Annotated in this window: 16 protein-coding genes and 1 tRNA gene; 11 read left to right on the top strand and 6 right to left on the bottom strand. The window is 43.0% G+C overall.

Translation table 11 applies throughout. The annotated features are described in order from the left end of the window. Nucleotides 1-2: 2 nt before the first annotated feature. Nucleotides 3-1136 carry a CMD domain-containing protein gene (locus tag QS795_RS10980; RefSeq protein WP_286268741.1) on the bottom strand — a complete coding sequence of 378 codons (1134 nt, stop codon included), beginning with the start codon at nt 1134-1136 and terminating at the stop codon, nt 3-5. A 231-nt stretch (nt 1137-1367) separates the two neighbouring features. Between QS795_RS10980 and QS795_RS10975 the strand changes: the two genes are divergently transcribed. Further along, nucleotides 1368-2210 carry a MetQ/NlpA family ABC transporter substrate-binding protein gene (locus tag QS795_RS10975; RefSeq protein ID WP_154602930.1) on the top strand — a complete coding sequence of 281 codons (843 nt, stop codon included), beginning with the start codon at nt 1368-1370 and terminating at the stop codon, nt 2208-2210. 158 nt (nt 2211-2368) lie between these two features. Then, nucleotides 2369-3106, top strand: coding sequence for a cyclase family protein (locus tag QS795_RS10970; protein WP_318626480.1), 738 nt, complete (start codon nt 2369-2371; stop codon nt 3104-3106). Between the two features lie 49 nt (nt 3107-3155). Here the strand turns inward: QS795_RS10970 and QS795_RS10965 are convergent, their stop codons facing one another. Beyond that, nucleotides 3156-4391 (bottom strand): ArsB/NhaD family transporter, encoded by a 1236-nt coding sequence (locus QS795_RS10965; RefSeq protein ID WP_286268737.1) that lies wholly within the window; start codon nt 4389-4391, stop codon nt 3156-3158. A 208-nt stretch (nt 4392-4599) separates the two neighbouring features. On the opposite strand from QS795_RS10965, the gene QS795_RS10960 reads away from it, so the two are divergent. Next, on the top strand, nt 4600-5016 hold the full coding sequence (locus QS795_RS10960; RefSeq protein WP_154602927.1) for a GNAT family N-acetyltransferase: 417 nt from the start codon (nt 4600-4602) through the stop codon (nt 5014-5016). Between the two features lie 63 nt (nt 5017-5079). Here QS795_RS10960 and QS795_RS10955 read toward each other — a convergent pair whose 3' ends face one another. Both QS795_RS10955 and QS795_RS10950 read right to left on the bottom strand, forming a co-directional pair. Beyond that, entirely contained in the window at nt 5080-5451 is a 372-nt protein-coding gene (locus QS795_RS10955; protein ID WP_286268736.1) for a hypothetical protein, read from the bottom strand. Between the two features lie 103 nt (nt 5452-5554). Beyond that, nucleotides 5555-5626 (bottom strand) — tRNA-Arg (locus QS795_RS10950). A 392-nt stretch (nt 5627-6018) separates the two neighbouring features. Here QS795_RS10950 and mlaA point away from each other — a divergent pair. Next, nucleotides 6019-6768, top strand: a complete 750-nt coding sequence (gene mlaA / locus QS795_RS10945) for a phospholipid-binding lipoprotein MlaA (protein ID WP_286269156.1) — start codon at nt 6019-6021, stop codon at nt 6766-6768. A gap of 528 nt (nt 6769-7296) precedes the next feature. Here the strand turns inward: mlaA and fadL are convergent. Next, entirely contained in the window at nt 7297-8583 is a 1287-nt protein-coding gene (gene fadL / locus QS795_RS10940) for a long-chain fatty acid transporter FadL (protein ID WP_286268734.1), read from the bottom strand. A 352-nt stretch (nt 8584-8935) separates the two neighbouring features. Between fadL and QS795_RS10935 the strand changes: the two genes are divergently transcribed. The 4 genes from QS795_RS10935 (at nt 8936) to sixA (ending at nt 13746) form a co-directional block, all read left to right on the top strand. After that, nucleotides 8936-9232, top strand: a complete 297-nt coding sequence (locus QS795_RS10935) for a YfcZ/YiiS family protein (RefSeq protein ID WP_132495504.1) — start codon at nt 8936-8938, stop codon at nt 9230-9232. Between the two features lie 264 nt (nt 9233-9496). Continuing rightward, nucleotides 9497-10816 (top strand): acetyl-CoA C-acyltransferase FadI, encoded by a 1320-nt coding sequence (gene fadI, locus QS795_RS10930; protein WP_272521586.1) that lies wholly within the window; start codon nt 9497-9499, stop codon nt 10814-10816. Beyond that, nucleotides 10816-13029 carry a fatty acid oxidation complex subunit alpha FadJ gene (gene fadJ / locus QS795_RS10925; RefSeq protein ID WP_286268726.1) on the top strand — a complete coding sequence of 738 codons (2214 nt, stop codon included), beginning with the start codon at nt 10816-10818 and terminating at the stop codon, nt 13027-13029. Before fadI ends, fadJ begins: the two co-directional genes overlap by 1 nt. Before the next feature lie 231 nt (nt 13030-13260). Continuing rightward, the gene (sixA, locus tag QS795_RS10920) at nt 13261-13746 is read left to right on the top strand and encodes a phosphohistidine phosphatase SixA (protein ID WP_286268724.1); all 486 of its coding nucleotides are present in this window, start codon (nt 13261-13263) and stop codon (nt 13744-13746) included. Between the two features lie 42 nt (nt 13747-13788). On the opposite strand, the gene smrB is transcribed toward sixA, so the two are convergent. Continuing rightward, nucleotides 13789-14334, bottom strand: a complete 546-nt coding sequence (gene smrB / locus QS795_RS10915; protein ID WP_036949350.1) for an endonuclease SmrB — start codon at nt 14332-14334, stop codon at nt 13789-13791. A 252-nt stretch (nt 14335-14586) separates the two neighbouring features. Between smrB and hutI the strand changes: the two genes are divergently transcribed. From hutI to hutU, 3 genes are all read left to right on the top strand, one after another. Beyond that, nucleotides 14587-15822 (top strand): imidazolonepropionase, encoded by a 1236-nt coding sequence (gene hutI / locus QS795_RS10910; protein ID WP_286268723.1) that lies wholly within the window; start codon nt 14587-14589, stop codon nt 15820-15822. Between the two features lie 296 nt (nt 15823-16118). Continuing rightward, complete coding sequence (gene hutC, locus QS795_RS10905; protein WP_286268722.1) at nt 16119-16850, top strand: histidine utilization repressor; 732 nt, start codon at nt 16119-16121, stop codon at nt 16848-16850. A 327-nt stretch (nt 16851-17177) separates the two neighbouring features. After that, nucleotides 17178-18857, top strand: coding sequence for a urocanate hydratase (gene hutU / locus QS795_RS10900; RefSeq protein ID WP_036949358.1), 1680 nt, complete (start codon nt 17178-17180; stop codon nt 18855-18857). Nucleotides 18858-18860: the final 3 nt, after the last annotated feature.

Raw genomic sequence — 18860 nt, 5'->3', positions numbered from 1 at the left:
TATTACTCCTTATTTTCAGGGAGTTCAAACGGTTCTCCCAATGTCAGCATTAAGCGATTAGCCCATGAGAAAAAAGCACTGGATTGAATTAAGTCGAGTAATTCTAGCTCCGTTAATCCTAATGAACGTAATTGTTCGATTTGTTCAACAGAGGCTTGAATCGGCGTAGCTGAGAGCGAAGCGACAAGAGAAACGGTAGCTAAAAGCCTTGGTTCATAGCCTTCAGCAAGTACGCTTCCGGCGGGTGTTGCTAATAGTTTCTCGACATCAACGAGATGTTCTTTTGCATACTGGCTAGCTTTGCGCGCATGAACTGAGGCGCAATAAATGCAGCCATTCACTTTACTGACTGCAGCGGCGGCAAACTCTCTCTCCCAACGAGGTAATCCACCTGAGGTATAAAAAATACCGCGGTCTATCTGTGTACGTAGCGCTAAAATTTCGCTTTGATGAGCTAACAGAAGGAAATACTCAGAATTTAATTGTCCATGTTTTTTCAGCGTTTGAGTTTCATCGTCACTTAACGAATTGACATCTCGTGCAGATAACCAAGATTCCCAACCTAATTGCAGTTGTGTAAAAGCGGTTGGTGATGGTTGTCCCAATTGTGTTGTCGTTGCGTGATTCCAATTTCCTGCTGTAATTGGAAAGTGTTGAACTGCTTTATTATCTGAATTCGGATTCTGTCCAACTAATAATTCCAATCCAGCAACTAAGCGGGATTGATAAGTGACAAATGTAATTAACTGAGCCAATAAAATAATATCGGACTCGGACCATCCTTGCTGAATAAATTGTTGCGTTAAAGCGTAATCCGCTTGATTTGGATTACTGGTTAATACTCGAAGATATTTCTCAGCAAGCGTAATGTCAGGTGTTATTTCGACGATAGATTGTGATGATAATAATTCAGCATAATATTTTGCGAGTAATACTGAACCAGTAATTTTTGCCACGGAAAGCGCAAAATAATATTTCACATTTAGAGGCAGTATTTGAGAGGGTACAGAAAAAATGGCCTCAAAAGCGGCTTGAGTATTCTCTGTTGAAACCGGTCTTTCTGCGCGGGTTTTCGCTAATTCTGAGTCTGGTGTCAGGTTAAGAATATTGTTAATTAAATCAAATTTTACTGTCATAAATAACTCACTTTATTTAAATTTTTTTATCTCCTTCATTACATATCAATCACATCATTATTCGAACTACCATTTTGTTATATGGTTATAACCATTTTAGTTTGGTTAATTTTTATATTCATTTCTATTTAAGTTATAACGAACGGATCTAAGACGTTAAATAAATCCTGTTTATACTCCGGTCGATTGGCAATATTAAAAATTGAAAGTAATCACCATAGGGAATAGCAAATGTTCAAACAAAAAATAATAAATTTATCTTTAGTGGCAACCGCAATCATTGTATTGGCAGGATGTGGTGATAATAAAGAAAAAGACAGTTCAGATAAAAAGCAAATTACGATTGGCTTCGGTGTCGGGAATTATATTGATCAGGTCGATAAAGGCATTGTGCCTATTTTAGAGAAAAAAGGTTACCAAGTGACCTTACGTCAATTTTCACAGAATAGGCAAATTAACCCTGCATTTGAAGAAGGGGCAATTGACGCATCAGTAAACCAAAGTCGCGCATATATGGAAGCGTATAACCAAAAAAATAACATTAATATGGTCGCATTGGCCGATTCACCAAGCGCACCGCAGAGCTTACGTTCGAATAAACACAAAACGCTGGATGACGTGCAAGATGGCATGATTGTCGCGCTGTCAAATGACCCTGTAAACGCGGAACGTGGTGCTCGAATTTTAGAGCAACTGGGTTGGATTAAAATCAAGCCGAATGTCAGTACGCTCAGCTTTAGCGTCAATGACATTGAACCTGCAAAATATAAGCTCGATATCCGTGAAACAGATGCCGCGCAAGGTTTACGTCTATTGGATGATGTGGATTTTGTGGTAGTGAATGGTAACTATGTAGCGAGTGCAGGGCAGCGTATTGCGGATGGTTTGGTTGTTGAAAATTCACCACTTGAGCATCGCGTTGTGGTTTCTGTGCTACAAAAAGATCTCGATACTCAATGGGCTAAAGATTTAAAAGAGGCTTTTGAATCAAAAGAGTATGCAGATTATATTCGCTCTCAGCGTATTTATGATGGTTTTATTGAACCTGCTGCGTGGGCAAATTATTCTAAATAATATTCGAATCTTCGTTGCCAATTTGGTGAAAAAATTGGCAACAGATCGTTTAGAAAGATAGACAAACGCCATAGAGTTGGTTATTACCTATTCAGAATAAATAAAAATAGCAAAATAAAATTGTCTTGATAAAGACCAAAAACAGATAGGGGAAAATGATGGCTAACGAGATTTTAAATGCACTAAAGGTCTTAAAATCCAAAAAATGGGTGGATTTAACGCACAGCTTTGATAAAGATTCTCCTCATTTCTTTATGTTTGATTCTGCAGAATTTAAAACATTATTTGGCTACTCTGACGGTTTTTTTGCTCAGCAATTTACCTTTCCTGGGCAATACGGTACGCATATTGACGCGCCTTGCCATTTTGTGGAAGGAAAACGTTTTTTACATGAATTGGAACTGCAAGAATTGGTCTTACCGCTGATTGTTATCGACCAATCTGAGCGGGCTGCACAAGACCCTAATTTTGCTTTTTCTCGTGATGATGTTTTAGCCTTTGAGCGCGAGTATGGGCGAATCGAACCCGATAGCTTTGTGGCGCTACGCACAGACTGGCATAAGCGTTGGCCTTCTCAGGAAGCGATGGATAATAAAGACGCTGAAGGTAATAACCAAATTCCGGGGTGGGGTATGGATGCGCTCAAGTTTTTATTTGAAGAGCGTGGCATTAAAGCCATTGGGCATGAAACATTTGATACTGATGCAGCAAAAGATTTTCGCCAAAATAATGCGCTATTAGGCGAATATTACGTATTAGAACAAGATACTTACCAAATAGAGTTGATGGCGAATTTAGATCAATTACCAACTCGTGGCGCCGTGATTTTTAATATTGTCGCTAAACCTAATAATGCGAGTGGGTTTCCTGTTCGCTCATTTGCTATTCTTCCCTGAAAATCTTAAATGCCTTTCTCAGTTAAATAAGCTGAGAAAGGCATCAGTTTTATAACGCAAACAGAATCCAAACGGTGGCTAATAACATACAGAGCACCGCGACAATTCCCCCTGATTTAGCAAATTCTGAGAATGTAATTTTCACGCCATAAGCAGCGGCCTGTTCCACCACAATAATGCCCGCCAAACTACCAAACACAAATAAGTTACTGGAAAAGCCGGAGCCAAGCACCAATGCGGCGCCTAATGCATCAGCGTTACCGTCTGGCGTTAAAAAAGGAACTAGTAGCATGACGGAGGGGTTATTTCCGACAATAGTACTGAGGACACCAGTGATTAAAAACAGAATGAAGGGGTTATTGAGTTCAACACCATGGGCACGTAAATCGTTCAGCATTTGCTGTGGTAATCCTGTTCCCGCAAAGGCCGCGTTGACGACAAATAATCCCATGATTAATAGTAATAAATTCCCATCCACTAACTTGAGCATATCGCTAGAAGCAATAGATCGGTTCAATAATAGGAAACCCGCAGCCGTTAATGCGATTAACTCTTTTGGTATATCACTCACCACAAAAGCCACAATTACCGCGAGTGTGATCACACCGGCTTTAGCGGTTTCCCAAGTATCGAGCGGTGTTGGAGGAGAGACCGTTTTTGGCGTATTACTCGGCTCTTTAGCTAAGTACCAACGATTGCGATATAGCCAAACCAGTACCAGCCATGTAAGTGGTAAGGATAATAGTGCGGGTATTGCTGAAGATTGAAGCAAGCCCACGAAGGAGATATCTAGCCCTTGTGCCGCAATCATATTTTGCGGGCTACCAATCAGTGAGCCTGTTGCGCCGTTGTTGGCGGCAAAACAGAATCCAAGCAGAAACGGGATGGGATTAAGCCCGCGAGATAGCGTGATGGAGACCAATAACGGCGTCATCGCGACGACAACCACGTCGTTGGTTAACAGTGCGGAAAGTAATCCGCCGACAGCGATCAGTACGGCAAGCAGCGTAGGCGCACTGACTTTGAGCATCGCCACGCGATCTGCGGTCCAGCTATAAAAGCCCGAAACCACAAACGAAGCCGATACCACCATCAAACCAAATAGCATGCCAATAGTGCGGTAATCAATAGCATTCCAGGCATGAGGTGGCGTAATGCTGTCGATGGCCATCATGGCTAATGCACCGATGACGGCGGCGCCCGTTCTATCAACTTTAAAGCCGGGCAGTTTGCCAAATGCCATGGCAATATAGACCAGTACAAAAATAATAATGGTAAGCGTCATATTATTCACATTTTTTCTGAAAGATTAGGGGATTTTACGGTGAATAAAATTACAGGCAAGATAAAAAATGTTTAGTTTTTAGTTAAGTAAATGGTGTCTAACTAGGATGTTCGTAATACGATGTTATGCGGGCAGTAAGCGATAATTAATTTGTTGGTGGGATCTTTTCTGCATAATCAAAAATACTGATAAATAAAATGAGATTGTTATGAAAATTACAGTTACACATGAGATTACCCCTGAAGATAAAGAAGAATTATTTACTGGGCTAAGAAGCTACAACCGATCTTTTTTACAAAATAGCTATTTTGGACAACTTGGTGTGTATAGCAAAGATGATAATGGGATCATGCAGGGGGGGCTTCTCGCATCAATTAAAGGTCGATGGTTATGTATTGATTATCTGTGGGTGGATGAGTCAATGCGTAAGAATGGATTAGGTAGCCAATTAATGCACGTTGCAGAAGAAGAGAGTAAAAAACTCGGCTGCCACAATGCATTGGTGGATACCTTTAGTTTCCAAGCTTTGCCATTTTATGAAAAACTGGGTTATGTGAAACAAATGTCACTCCCTAATTTCCCTGAATTAGGCATGCAGCGCCATTATCTTTCTAAAGAGATATAAAATGTTATAGCGGTTTTCGACGCTTACTATTGTCGTCAATATAAGTTGTCGTCAATATAAGCCTTAATTTGCACGAGCTGATGGGTTAGTTGGCAAGGATTGGCTATCTATCCATTGAGATAATATTTGCTTTGCAGTTAATCTTAATGGTGTATTTGTTGTGACAGAGGAATTTAAATATTGCGTAGAATATTCTAACAAATACCCATTCTTAAAAATAAACCAGCGGTCTGTCATTTGAGTTGTGGCTTCTGGTTGTGGTTTATCATGATAAACAAATAGCTGATAACTATCCTGCTTCGCTTGCTCATCCGGCGTTCCTTCGATTTGCATTACTTGGTTTGATGTCATTCCCGCCATAACCAGGGAAGGCGATTTCTCTATCGTACAACCCATCAGAAGAATACCAATCAATAAGGCAAAGAGTATTCGCATTGTGGTCAGCCTATCAAATAGGAATATAAGCAAAATACTATAGGGGAAGAGGTAAAAGCGAAATAGGGCGAAGAAAGATTGGGAAAGTTCTTGGTGCGGGATCTGTCCCCTGCAGGAATCGAACCTGCAACTAGCCCTTAGGAGGGGCTCGTTATATCCATTTAACTAAGGGGACATTGAGATGCTGATAAATAGCGCTTGGCATTTTACTGTCCACCCTCCATCGAATCAAGCTGTTACACCCAAATTCTCTGCTTTTATCTTTTTTATTCTTTTCTTTGTTGGGTTTTTAAGCATCTGACGGTTTAGTCTAAAATAATTTCAGATAAGTCTATCTCCATGTTAATTCACTAATTAATAGCATTTACTGAAGCTACTCTAGCGTTTGGGGTAATTCGAATGTATTTCTTATGATAAGTTGATAATTAAATGGGTTATAATTATATCAATATGGCAATTAAACCACTCAAAACGCTTAACAAGTTTTTGTATTTGCTTTTATGATAAAGCGATTAGCAATAATGATAAAAACACCATGGCAAGGTGGAATAAAGGATGGAGAGAATGATGAAGTTTCGCATAAGTAGCGTTCTTCTCGCGGGAGTTTTAATGGCTGGATGCGCGAGCGTTGACCCAGAAACGCAGCAGCGTTCAGACCCGTTAGAAGGCTTTAACCGAGCAATGTTTAACTTTAACTATAATGTCTTAGACCCATATGTCTTAAGACCTGTAGCCGTTGCTTGGAATGATTACGTGCCAATGCCTGCTCGAAACGGACTCAGTAACTTTCTCGGCAACCTTGAAGAACCAGCCAGTATGTTAAACAGCTTTTTCCGTGGGGAAGTGGAGCAAGGCTTTAAGCACTTTAACCGCTTCTTCTTGAACTCGGTGTTTGGTATCGGTGGCTTAATTGATGTTGCTGGCATGGCAAACCTTCAGTTAGTCAAAGAAGAACCGAAGCGTTTCGGAAATACGTTAGGCTACTATGATGTGGGTTACGGTCCATATGTGGTTTTACCGGGTTATGGCAGCGCAACATTGCGTGAGCAAGGCGGTGACCTAGCAGACGATCTCTACCCAATGCTGAGTTATTTAACGTTCTGGATGTCAGCGGGTAAATGGGCACTGGAAGGTATTGAAACCCGTGCAAGATTACTTGATTCTGATGGATTGCTGAAAAGCTCTTCCGACCCTTACTTAATGTTCCGCGAAGCTTACTTCCAACGTAATGATTTCTTATCGAAAGGGGGAACGCTGCAACCAGCAGATAACCCAAATGCGGCGGTCATTGAAGGCGAGTTGGATTCGATTGACTAATTGGTTGATCGATTGACTTGGTGGGGTTTATCACTCTCTATGTTTTTTTGGACATCAGAGAGTGATAAATAAACTGCTAGTCATTGTCCTGTTTTCCTCGTTGGATGACTGTGTCAATCACGGCACTGACGACTAACACGCTAACAAAGCTGATAGTGAATAATGTTCCCATAATACCCTCCTATGTTTTTTCCATGGTTTTCCTCAGATGATAGCTTAGTGAGCAACTTTACTGCGTCTTCATGTCAAAAAGATGAAGGGAAGTATTGCAGTTAAAAATCGATATAAAAAATGATTGGGTGGATACTTATGACTGGGATCAGCACATGAATAAGCCGCGGGAATGTTTTTAACAATAAAATAACATCGGGCTATAATTAATATATAAATCTGTACAAAAAAAAGTCAAGAAAAAATTTGGCTTGAGGATGATTTTTCTGCGAAGAGCATAAAAAGAAAGTGAAGCAGAGGAAGAAATAGAAGAGGGAGATATCAGGGGAGCGAACTCCCCCGATAAGATATAACTGATTAGAATGTATAGTTAAAGTTAACGCCGTATAACCATGCAGACCCTTCAGATTTGAAGCGAGTTAAGGTATTTGGATCGTTTTCGACTAATCTTTCGTTGATATTGACTTTTTTACCGTGCATATAAGCAATACCTAAATCCACAGAGGCATCTTTGTTAAATGCATAAGTGGTACCCGCGGTCAGCCAGTAACGGTCTTGGTCAGGAATTGAGATTGAACGGTATTTAGATGGCACTGGGCTTTCATCGTATGCGATACCGGTACGGAAGGTCCAATTATCATCATAGTAGTAGGTAGTACCTAATGCTAAGCGCCATGCATCATCAAAGTTTTCTGCTTTATGGAACAGTTCATCTCCATTGCTTTTTTGGTAAGCAGTTAAGTCTTTAAAGGTGCTCCAGCCAGTGTAAGAAACGCTATAGTGCAGCGCCCACTTAGGATCGACTTTGTGGTAGCCCGAGAACTCCCAGATATCTGGTAGGTTAAGATTTAAGGTTCCTTTAACTGTCTCGCCACCCATAGGATGTAAAGGATTCAGTAATGGGTGCTTAGGAAGATCATTCGTATATTTACCGTCTTCAAATTTCACTTTCACTTTTGAACGGTAAGTAAAGCTTAAGCGGTTATCTTGGTTGATTTCATAGAGTAAGCCAGCATTCCAACCATAGCCCCAATCATCACCTGTTAATTTAGCTGCAGTTGTGCTTGGAGTAACACCTAGAGGTGGAATACTTCTTCCCATATGACGGGTGATCTCAGCATCGGCATAAACAGCATTAGCGCCCACACCGAAACTGAAATTATCATTAATTCGGTATGCACCACTTAAATTCAAGTTAACGGTTTTTAAGTCGGTTTTCCCACCGATAGGGCCAGCCGCATAATCTTTGTGGAAGTCAGTAGAAAGACCAAAGTTAGTGGTCATTGAGGTACCTACAGCCCATTTATCATTAATTGGGAAGATAAAGTGCGCGTTAGGTACAACTGCGTTAGGGGCGATATTGTTGGCAGTATATTTATCGTCGTCACGGCCTTTAATATCAACGGTTGGGTCGATATAGACCGCACCAATCGACATAGTTGGTCGATCAAATAACATCATTGCAGCTGGGTTACGGCTGCCTTCACTTGCGTTGTCGCCGACGGCTCCTGCGCCTGAAAATGCACGTCCTAAGGCTGAGGTTGAATATTCATTCAGCAAAAAACCAGCTGCGCTTGCATTGGAAGAAATAACAGCCACTGCGATTGCTAAAGCTGATCGAGCAAATAGGTTTTTCTGGTTCATGACCAAAACCCTCTTGTATGTTTTATTTAAATAAGCGACTTCTATCGCAAGAAGCGCTGAATTGTAGGGTCGCTTGCCTCTACGACAAATCAGACCAGTTCAATGAGTATAGGTCTGACCACTGGGTATGTTGCAAGGTTGTTTTGTTTTTGTGCGATTTTTCTTTTCGAAAATGCGATGTAATTAACAAAATGGCAACATTCGCATGAGCTTAACGAGTAATAAGTGCTCATATAAGGAGCTAGATCAAACTTATATTGAATTATTAGCAACTAAATTTGATATCACTAGTGTTTGGCACTTTTTCAGCGTTATGATACTTACTTAACAGTTTGTTCATTGGGAGAATAAAATGACTGATGCGATTAAACGTTGTAGCGCGGATGAAACAGCTGCGTGCTGCTGTGTAGATGTGGGTACCGTTCTGGAAAATAAAGATTGCACCGCATCGTATCAGCATGTTTTTGCGACTCAGCAAGAAGCTGAAGCGATGCTGAAAACACTCACAGAAAAAGCCAAATCTGTTGAGTCAGAACCGTGTGAAATTGCTCACTCAATCAACCCTGTTGCGGGTGGTGTAGAGTTATCGGCTAACTTTACATTTAGCTGTGAAGCAGAAAGTCTGATTTTCCAATTAGGCTTACGTTAATCAAACGTTTGAATTCCTTTTTAAAACCCATTAACTCTATTATTTCGCGGATGCGTCATTTTTAGAAGTGAATGGGTTTTTTATTGCTAAAAACTTACCTAATTTCCCCTCTTTATTGCCAATTAATTGTAACTTGTGTGTGAGCTCGCATTTTTTATCGACGCTGATTGATAAATGTGAAGAATATGTTAACAATCGATACAGGTCAGACCTCTCAGTTTAATCACAACAATTCTACTTATTTTTCTTTTAGCAGGAGCGACCATGAATCAACTCTCCCACCATGGCGATAATAAACATGCCACAAAAGAAAGGATTGCCATTGTTAGTGGATTACGTTTGCCTTTTGCTAAACAATCCACAGCCTACCAAAACACGCCAGCGGTAGATTTAGGCAAAACCGTCGTTGCAGAACTACTGCACCGTAGTGATATTGACCCGTCGATTATTGAACAATTGGTTTTCGGGCAAGTGGTTCAAATGCCGGAAGCGCCTAATATTGCCAGAGAAATTGTGTTAGGCACTGGCATGAGTGTCTCGACGGATGCTTACAGTGTTTCTCGCGCCTGTGCCACCAGCTTTCAAGCGATCGTGAATGTGGCGCAAAGCATGATGGTGGGGGATATCTCCGTGGGTGTCGCGGGTGGAGCAGATTCATCCTCTGTGCTGCCTATCGGTGTATCGAAAAAGCTCGCTGCCACACTATTGGCATTAAGCAAAGCCAAATCCTTTGGGCAAAAATTATCGCTTATCAGTAAATTACGCCTGAAAGATTTAGCGCCCGTTGCGCCGGGTGTTGCGGAATACTCGACGGGATTACGCATGGGAGACACCGCCGAGCAGATGGCGAAAAGTTACCATATTAGTCGCGAGCAACAAGACGAATTAGCTCATCGCTCTCATTTGCTGGCCGCCAAAGCGTGGAAAAGTGGCGTGCTAGAGCAAGAGGTGATGACCGCGTATATGCCACCTTACAAGCAAGCATTTTCGCAGGATAACAACGTGCGTGAAAATTCCGTGCTCGCTTCTTATGCGAAACTCAGACCTGCGTTTGATAGAAAACACGGTAGCGTGACCGCAGCCAACAGCACACCATTAACTGATGGGGCGGCTGCTGTGTTGATGATGACTGAATCTCGAGCAAAAGCATTGGGTTATACCCCGTTAGGGTACATCAAAAGTTATGCTTTCTCGGCAATCGATGTGTGGGAAGATATGCTACTGGGACCTTCCTACGCCACACCGATTGCATTACAAAGAGCGGGGCTTTCTCTGCAAGATTTGACTTTGATTGATATGCATGAAGCATTCGCCGCTCAAACACTCTCCAATATTCAAATGTTTGCCAGTCAAAAATTTGCTCAAGAAAAACTTGGCTTGTCGAAGGCGATTGGGGAAATTGATATGGACAAATTTAATGTGCTGGGCGGTTCTATTGCTTATGGTCATCCTTTTGCCGCGACAGGAGCGAGAATGGTGACCCAAACATTGAATGAGCTACGTAGACGCGGTGGCGGATTTGGGTTGACCACAGCGTGTGCGGCGGGTGGGCTTGGTGTAGCAATGATTTTGGAGGCGGAATAATGACGCAACATTCAGCAGTCATCACGGAACCTGCATTCACATTAAAGATAGTAAATGGCAATGTTGGTGTGATTTACATTGATGTTCCTAATGAAAAAGTGAACACCCTAAAGGCGGAATTTGCACTGCAATTTCATGCCATTTTACAGCAAGCACAATCGACATCAGGCCTGAAAGGCTTGGTGATCACTTCGGGTAAAAAAGACAGTTTTATCGCAGGTGCTGATATTAGCATGATCGCTAACTGCACGAGCAAAGAGCAGGCGAGTGAGCTATCTAAGCAGGGGCACACTCTGTTCGATAAAATTGAAAATTACCCACTACCGATTATTGCGGCTATTCATGGCGCGTGCCTTGGTGGTGGCTTGGAGTTAGCGCTCGCTTGTCATGCGCGTATTTGTTCTGGTGACGATAAAACCAAACTGGGTTTACCAGAAGTACAGTTAGGGTTACTGCCAGGATCCGGCGGGACTCAGCGTTTACCGCGTTTAATTGGGATCCCAAATGCTTTAGATATGATGCTGACAGGACGCCAATTAAAAGGCAAACAAGCGTTAAAAATGCGACTGGTGGATGACGTGGTTCCGGTTTCGATTCTATTGGATACGGCGGTTGAGCTGGCACAGAAAGGAGGCGTGAAACGTAAACCTCTCCCTTGGCAACAGCGTTTACTCAGTAGCAAGTTATTGCGTAATAAAGTGTTTTCCAGCGCAAAAGAGAAAACATTAAGTAAAACCCAAGGACACTATCCGGCACCCGAAAAAATTATTCAGGTGGTGAAAGCGGGTATGAATAGCGGGCTAAAAACGGGATTCGCTGAAGAAGCCAAAGCGTTTGGTGAACTGGCGATGACGCCAGAATCTGCCGCATTACGTAGCCTATTTTTTGCCTCTACCGCATTGAAAAATGAAACTGGGGCGGACGCTAAACCGCAAATCATCAAACAAGTGGGTGTGCTTGGTGGTGGTTTGATGGGCGGTGGCATCGCTTATGTGAGTGCGGTATTGGGTAAATATCCGGTACGCATTAAAGATATTTCAGACAAAGGTATCGCTCAAGCTCTGCGTTATAGCTGGGATCTGCTTTCCCAGCGAGTGAGTAAAAGGCGTTTACAGCCTCGGGAGCGGGATGCGATTATGGCTCGGATCTCGGGGACATTGACCTATCAAGGATTAGAGTCGGCGGACATTGTGGTGGAAGCTGTGTTTGAAGATCTGGCACTGAAACGTAAAATGGTGCAAGAAACCGCAAAAATGTCAGATGGTAAAGCGATTTTTGCCTCAAATACCTCTTCATTACCCATCCATCGTATTGCGGAAGGTAGCCCTCATCCTGAGAAAGTGATTGGGCTGCACTATTTTAGTCCCGTGGATAAAATGCCGCTGGTGGAAGTGATCCCACATCAGCAAACGGATGCCACTACCATCGCAACCACGGTTGCCTTTGCTAAGCGCCAAGGTAAAACCGCCATCGTCGTTGGTGATGATGCAGGCTTCTATGTGAACCGTATTCTGGCACCGTATTTGTGTGAAGCGGCGCAATGTCTTGTGGAAGGCGAGGCGATTGACCATATTGATAAGGCATTAGTGAAGTTTGGTTTCCCGGTTGGGCCGTTCCATCTACTTGATGAAGTGGGTATCGATGTTGGAACCAAAATTTTACCCATTTTGGTTGAGCGTTTTGGTAACCGCTTTAAAGCCCCTGATGCGCTCGACAAAGTGGTCAACGATGACCGTAAAGGGAAGAAAAACGGCCGTGGTTTTTATGTTTACGGGCAGCCAAAAAGTAAGCTGGCTTTCTGGAAAAAATCCACAAAACGCCAAGTCGACCAGGGTATTTATTCACTGATTAACATTCACCCCTCAACGTCAACGAGCCACACGGATATTGCTCAACGCTGTGTCATGTTAATGCTCAATGAAGCTGCACGCTGTTTAGATGAGAAGATTATTCGTAGTGCGCGAGATGGGGATATTGGTGCGGTATTTGGTATTGGTTTCCCGCCATTCTTCGGGGGGCCTTTCCGTTATATGGATAGCCTTGGTATCAGTAAAACCGTGGAAACGTTGCAACACTTAGCGGAAAAACATGGTGATAAGTTTGCGCCGTGTGATTTATTGATTGAAATGGCACAGTCTAATCGCACGTTTTATCCGGTGAATGATCATGAAAAAAATGCATCTTCAACGGAAGAAAATAGCGATATTCACTAAGCGATAATCGCTGTTTAATCAACCTGATGCCGCAGTTAAATGCTGTGGTTATCAGGTTTTTTTATGGCTGAATAACGAAAAATGTCAGTAAAAAACAATGTAAATCATTTTATTTGCAACGGGTTTGTTGCAGAATCTCTCCTCACCCCAACTGATGGTTATCTTTAACAATAATTATCTTAACAAAAAGACCCGCGTTCTCTTGTGGAACTGCGGCACAGATGGTGGATTATGCAAGTTTATATTATGCGTCACGGCGATGCGGCGATTCAGGCGGCGAGTGATTCAGCAAGACCATTAACCCAAAAGGGAAAAGATGATTCGGTACTGATGGCGAAATGGTTACAAGCCCGTCAACCTAAGATTGATACAGTACTCGTGAGCCCCTATTTACGCGCAGAGCAGACATTACAAGTGATGCGTGAGGAATTATCGCTACCAGCGCAAGCGCAAATCATGGAAGGACTAACCCCCGGAGGAAATGCGGATTGGGTTGCCTCTCAAATTCGAGATTACGCATTTAGTGGTGCCAAGGCCGTTTTGGTGGTTTCGCACCTGCCACTGGTTGGCTATTTGGTCTCAGAGTTATGTCCCCACGAAGCAGCGCCAATGTTCACGACATCGACGATTGCATGTGTTGAAGTGGATACTGAGCAGATGAAATGCCACTTAGAATGGATGCTCAGCCCATCGCAGATTTCGTTGACCCAATCTTAAGTTTGAGCATCCTAGGGGATGAAGGCTGAACGAAGTGAGTGCTTAACGGCGAGCACTCTCAGTCGTTTCAATTAATAACAGCAGCGATGCGTTGCCACCCCACTCTTTAGGGGCTTGGTGAAAAGCAACGATATCAGGATGTTGGGCAAGCCATAGAGGCGTTTGCTGCTTCAAAATATGCTTACCGTGCCCATGCATGATGCAGGCACAATGGACATTTTCCCGCTTACAGGCCGCAATTAACGCACCAATTTCTTGTTTCGCTTCCATTTGGGTCAACCCATGGAGATCCAGAAATAACTCCGGCACATAGTCTCCACGACGTAATTTTTTCAACTCATACGGGTTAGCATCCGGTCTTAAATAGCGAGTAGGACCTTCATTATCGAGCTGTGGTTGAAATTCATCAGAAAAATAAAACGAAGCATCCACTTGTTCTTGCTGAACTTTCTTACTGGATGGTTGAGTGACTTTCGCACGAATAGGGGCATGCACTATTTGGTCTTGGTGAATTTTCTTAGCACCTTGAATAGCGTCTTTAAAGAGATTGATGTCGCCATCTTCTAAGGCGAATTTATTTTTAGTCATTGTTTATAAATCAATTGTTAATAAATGATGCTTTCTTGGATGGGCGAAACAGACCGTAGTGTAACCCATTTTTCCCATGAACGGTTATCATAGAATATTTTTAGCGCTACGTAACAAATTTATAACTTTTACGTGAGTAGGCATTGACAATAGACCGATAAGTAGTCTAATTGTATATACATATCTATACGTTTATATCTGTATCTTTCATATGTGAAGCCGAATCGGGTTTCTGCTGCCATGGGATGATTTATGTTATTTAAAGCACACTCAAATGATGTGATCTGGCGTAACGGGCGGATCGCCACAATGAATACTGAACTTGGAACGGCATACGGGTTACTGGAAAATTACGATTTAATCATTCGTGGTGAGCAGATCATTGCCATTCATCCAAGCGACGAAGTTGATGCTAACGGTTGCCACATTGTTGATGTCGAAGGGCGCTTAATCACGCCGGGATTGATTGATTGCCATACCCACTTAGTGTTTGGCGGTAACCGAGCCGCAGAGTGGGAACAGCGCATGAATGGCGTCTCCTATGAAACGATTAGTGCACAAGGTGGCGGGATCAATTCCACCGTTCGCTCCACACGAGCCATGAGTGAAGATGGGCTATTTGAGGTGTCGAAACCGCGTTTAGAAGCGTTGATCCGTGAAGGCGTCACCACCGTTGAAATGAAATCGGGCTATGGTTTAGATCTTGCCAACGAAGAAAAACAACTGTCAGTGGCAAAACGATTATTTGCAGCTTATCCGATAGATGTGTCCTCGACATTACTTTCCGCGCATACGGTTCCACCAGAATATAAAGGTAAAGCGGACGATTACATTGACCTTATTTGCGATGAAATTATGCCGCAGCTATGGAAGAAAGGGCTATTTGATGCGGTGGACGTATTCTGTGAAAGTGTTGGTTTTTCTCTTAAACAAAGCGAGAAATTATTCTTAGCAGCGAAAAAATTAGGAATTCCAGTAAAAGGGCATGTGGAGCAACTCTCTAATTTAGGGGGAAGCGAGCTGGTGGCCGAGTTTAACGGGCTATCAGTCGACCATATTGAATACTTAGATCTCCAAGGTATTCAGGCCCTCAAACGCAGTGGAACTGTGGCGGTATTATTACCCGGTGCGTTCTATTTTTTACGTGAAACCAAATTACCGCCAATTGAACTATTACGCGAAAACCAAGTACCCATGGCCATCTCCACAGACTTTAACCCAGGCACCAGCCCATTTGCCTCACTGCGTATGGTGATGAATATGGCGGCGGTATTATTTAGACTAACCCCTGAAGAAATTTGGGCTGGCGTAACACGTCACGCGGCCAAAGCCCTAGGGCGAGAACACAGCCTTGGGCAACTACGCGTCGGCTATCAAGCCAACTTTGTGGTCTGGAATGCCAAGGATCCGGTAGAAATGATTTATGAACAGGGCAGTAATCCATTAAATCAGCGTGTTTACCAAGGCAAAGTCACCCACAAAAATTAATGGTTTATTTGAGTTAAAATAGAAAAGCGTTTCTGATTTTCAGGTTATATACTCTAAATAATTCGAGGTGCAGCTAGGCGACAAGTCAATGAGTCGCTAGGAGCATACATAAGTATGTAACTAGTGCGAATGAGCGTAGTCAATAACGCTGAAATTTGAAGTATGACGAGTATAATACTATTTATTCATAAAGTTCTGATTGCTGCCTAGGGATCTTATCTCCACTATAGGCAGTAATTATTTTGATTAATTTTCAATGTTGACGACTCACACACATTACTTATTTGGAAATAAACGTGACAGCCGAAAAAAAACCGAAGCTGAAAACTCCTGTTCCATTGTATTTGCAAGTTAAGCAGTCAATTATTGAAAAAATACAATCAGGAGAGTGGCAAGCCAACGATCGTGTGCCTTCAGAAGCCGAGTTGGTAGTGCAGTTTGATTGTAGCCGAATGACGGCGAACCGAGCCTTGCGGGAACTGACCGCTGAAGGGTTATTGGTGCGTCTTCAAGGCGTTGGCACCTTTGTTGCCGAGCCGAAAGGGCAATCTGCCTTGTTTGAAATCCACAGCATTGAAGATGAGATCCTCGCCAGAAATCATCAATACAGCTGCAAAATTAACAAGTTAGAACAAGTCAGTGCATCAGTGACACTGGCTAAAGAGTTAAATATTTCCCCAGAAACGCCGGTTTATCATTCCGTGATTGTCCATTTGGAGAATGATATTCCAGTACAAATTGAAGACCGTTTTGTGAATGCGCTGGCAGCACCGGATTATCTGAAACAAGACTTTCTGACCATCACTCCCCACGATTATTTATCCCGTGTTGCGCCGCTGACTCAGGGCGAGCATATTGTTGAAGCGGTAGAAGCGGATGACCGCAGTGCCCGGCTTTTGCAAGTGCATGTGGGCGCATCGTGCCTGCAAATTACCCGCCGAACATGGTCACAAAGCCATATCGTGACCAGTACTAAGTTATTGTTTCCCGGTCATCGATATAAACTCAAAGGCAGTTTTTCCTCATAGCGTTTTTCAATTAACGATATTTCATTCTCACACTTATTCTCATCTGAGCGCAGGGCTGTTGGCTGTGCTCATTACCATTCTTGTTAATATCAAATGTAAAGTAACTGTGAATTAAATGTGATCTGGTAGGCATATTTAGAATAAAAAAACACCAGTAAAATCAAAGGGTGTTTTTTTATCATATTGTTTTTAATAAATAATATTTATTGCTAGAGTCTATTTTAGTCATCACAATTGTTAAAAAATAAATTGATTGTACATGTATATACAACTATATCTATAAGGAGACGCAATAAGTCAAACACGCATCTAAGTGAGGGTATATTCGTGACAAAGTTAAATAACAAATATCGTAATATTGAAATTCGAGCACCTCGTGGAACGACCTTAACAGCTAAAAGTTGGCTGACAGAAGCGCCACTGCGCATGTTGATGAACAACCTCGACCCTGACGTAGCAGAAAATCCCCATGAACTTGTGGTTTATGGTGGCATTGGTCGCGCAGCCCGTAACTGGCAATGTTATGACCAAATTATTGAATCCCTGAAACAGCTAGATAGCGACGAAACCCTGCTGGTGCAATCAGGAAAACCTGTCGGTGTATTCAAAACCCACGAAAACGCACCCCGCGTATTAATCGCTAACTCCAACCTTGTGCCACATTGGGCGAATTGGGAGCATTTCAACGAATTGGATGCTAAAGGCTTAGCTATGTACGGTCAAATGACGGCAGGAAGCTGGATTTACATCGGTAGCCAAGGGATTGTTCAAGGCACCTATGAAACTTTCGTTGAAGCGGGTCGCCAACATTACAATGGCGATCTCACTGGGCGTTGGGTATTAACCGCCGGTCTAGGTGGAATGGGGGGCGCACAGCCATTAGCAGCAACGTTAGCGGGCGCTTGTTCATTAAATATTGAGTGCCAGCAAAGCCGCATCGATTTCCGCTTAAGAACTCGCTATGTGGATGAACAAGCCACCGATCTGGATGACGCATTAGCGCGCATCAAAAAGTACACATCAGAAGGCAAAGCTGTTTCTATCGCACTGTGTGCTAACGCGGCTGAAGTGTTACCTGAAATGGTTCGTCGCGGCATTAAGCCAGACATGGTTACCGACCAAACCAGTGCCCACGACCCGCTCAATGGCTATCTGCCAATTGGTATGAGTTGGGATGAATATCGTGAAAAGAGCGTGAAAGACCCACAAGGCACTGCATTGGCAGCGAAAAAATCCATGGCGGAACATGTAAAAGCAATGCTGGCTTTCCAAGCCCAAGGCATTCCTACGTTCGATTACGGTAACAATATTCGTCAAATGGCATTGGAAATGGGTGTTGAACATGCGTTTGATTTCCCTGGATTTGTTCCAGCCTATATTCGCCCACTATTTTGCCGCGGTGTTGGCCCATTCCGTTGGGTGGCGTTATCTGGGGATCCAGAAGATATCTATAAAACGGATGCCAAAGTGAAAGAATTACTGCCAGACGATAAGCATCTGCATCGTTGGCTAGACATGGCGCGTGAACGTATTAGTTTCCAAGGCTTACCAGCACGTATTTGCTGGGTTGGTTTGGGAGATCGCGCCAAATTAGGTTTAGCGTTCAATGAAATGGTCAGAAGTGGCGAAGTTTCTGCACCGATTGTGATTGGTCGTGACCATTTAGATTCAGGCTCGGTAGCGAGTCCAAACCGTGAAACTGAAGCGATGAAAGATGGCTCGGATGCGGTGTCTGATTGGCCGTTACTCAACGCGCTATTAAATACGGCGAGCGGGGCAACGTGGGTATCATTGCATCATGGTGGCGGTGTTGGAATGGGCTTCTCCCAACATTCAGGTGTGGTGATTGTCTGTGATGGTACGGATGCGGCAGCAGAACGTATTGCCCGTGTGCTGCACAATGACCCAGCGACAGGCGTGATGCGCCACGCGGATGCGGGCTATGACATTGCTATCGAATGCGCCAAAGAGAAAAACTTAAACTTACCTATGCTAAAAACACGTTAAGGA

Origin of the sequence: Providencia zhijiangensis (assembly GCF_030315915.2) — a bacterium.
Classification (GTDB): Bacteria; Pseudomonadota; Gammaproteobacteria; order Enterobacterales; family Enterobacteriaceae; genus Providencia; species Providencia zhijiangensis.
The sequence above is the reverse complement of the archived record's forward strand: the minus strand, read 5'-3'. Positions and strand labels throughout refer to the sequence as shown.

Excerpts from the sequence above, each read along its gene's own strand:
- QS795_RS10980 (WP_286268741.1), bottom strand. The coding sequence starts at position 1,136 with ATGACAGTAAAATTTGATTTAATTAACAATATTCTTAACCTGACACCA.
- QS795_RS10975 (WP_154602930.1), top strand. The coding sequence starts at position 1,368 with ATGTTCAAACAAAAAATAATAAATTTATCTTTAGTGGCAACCGCAATC.
- QS795_RS10970 (WP_318626480.1), top strand. The coding sequence starts at position 2,369 with ATGGCTAACGAGATTTTAAATGCACTAAAGGTCTTAAAATCCAAAAAA.
- QS795_RS10965 (WP_286268737.1), bottom strand. The coding sequence starts at position 4,391 with ATGACGCTTACCATTATTATTTTTGTACTGGTCTATATTGCCATGGCA.
- QS795_RS10960 (WP_154602927.1), top strand. The coding sequence starts at position 4,600 with ATGAAAATTACAGTTACACATGAGATTACCCCTGAAGATAAAGAAGAA.
- QS795_RS10955 (WP_286268736.1), bottom strand. The coding sequence starts at position 5,451 with ATGCGAATACTCTTTGCCTTATTGATTGGTATTCTTCTGATGGGTTGT.
- mlaA (WP_286269156.1), top strand. The coding sequence starts at position 6,019 with ATGAAGTTTCGCATAAGTAGCGTTCTTCTCGCGGGAGTTTTAATGGCT.
- fadL (WP_286268734.1), bottom strand. The coding sequence starts at position 8,583 with ATGAACCAGAAAAACCTATTTGCTCGATCAGCTTTAGCAATCGCAGTG.
- QS795_RS10935 (WP_132495504.1), top strand. The coding sequence starts at position 8,936 with ATGACTGATGCGATTAAACGTTGTAGCGCGGATGAAACAGCTGCGTGC.
- fadI (WP_272521586.1), top strand. The coding sequence starts at position 9,497 with ATGAATCAACTCTCCCACCATGGCGATAATAAACATGCCACAAAAGAA.
- fadJ (WP_286268726.1), top strand. The coding sequence starts at position 10,816 with ATGACGCAACATTCAGCAGTCATCACGGAACCTGCATTCACATTAAAG.
- sixA (WP_286268724.1), top strand. The coding sequence starts at position 13,261 with ATGCAAGTTTATATTATGCGTCACGGCGATGCGGCGATTCAGGCGGCG.
- smrB (WP_036949350.1), bottom strand. The coding sequence starts at position 14,334 with ATGACTAAAAATAAATTCGCCTTAGAAGATGGCGACATCAATCTCTTT.
- hutI (WP_286268723.1), top strand. The coding sequence starts at position 14,587 with ATGTTATTTAAAGCACACTCAAATGATGTGATCTGGCGTAACGGGCGG.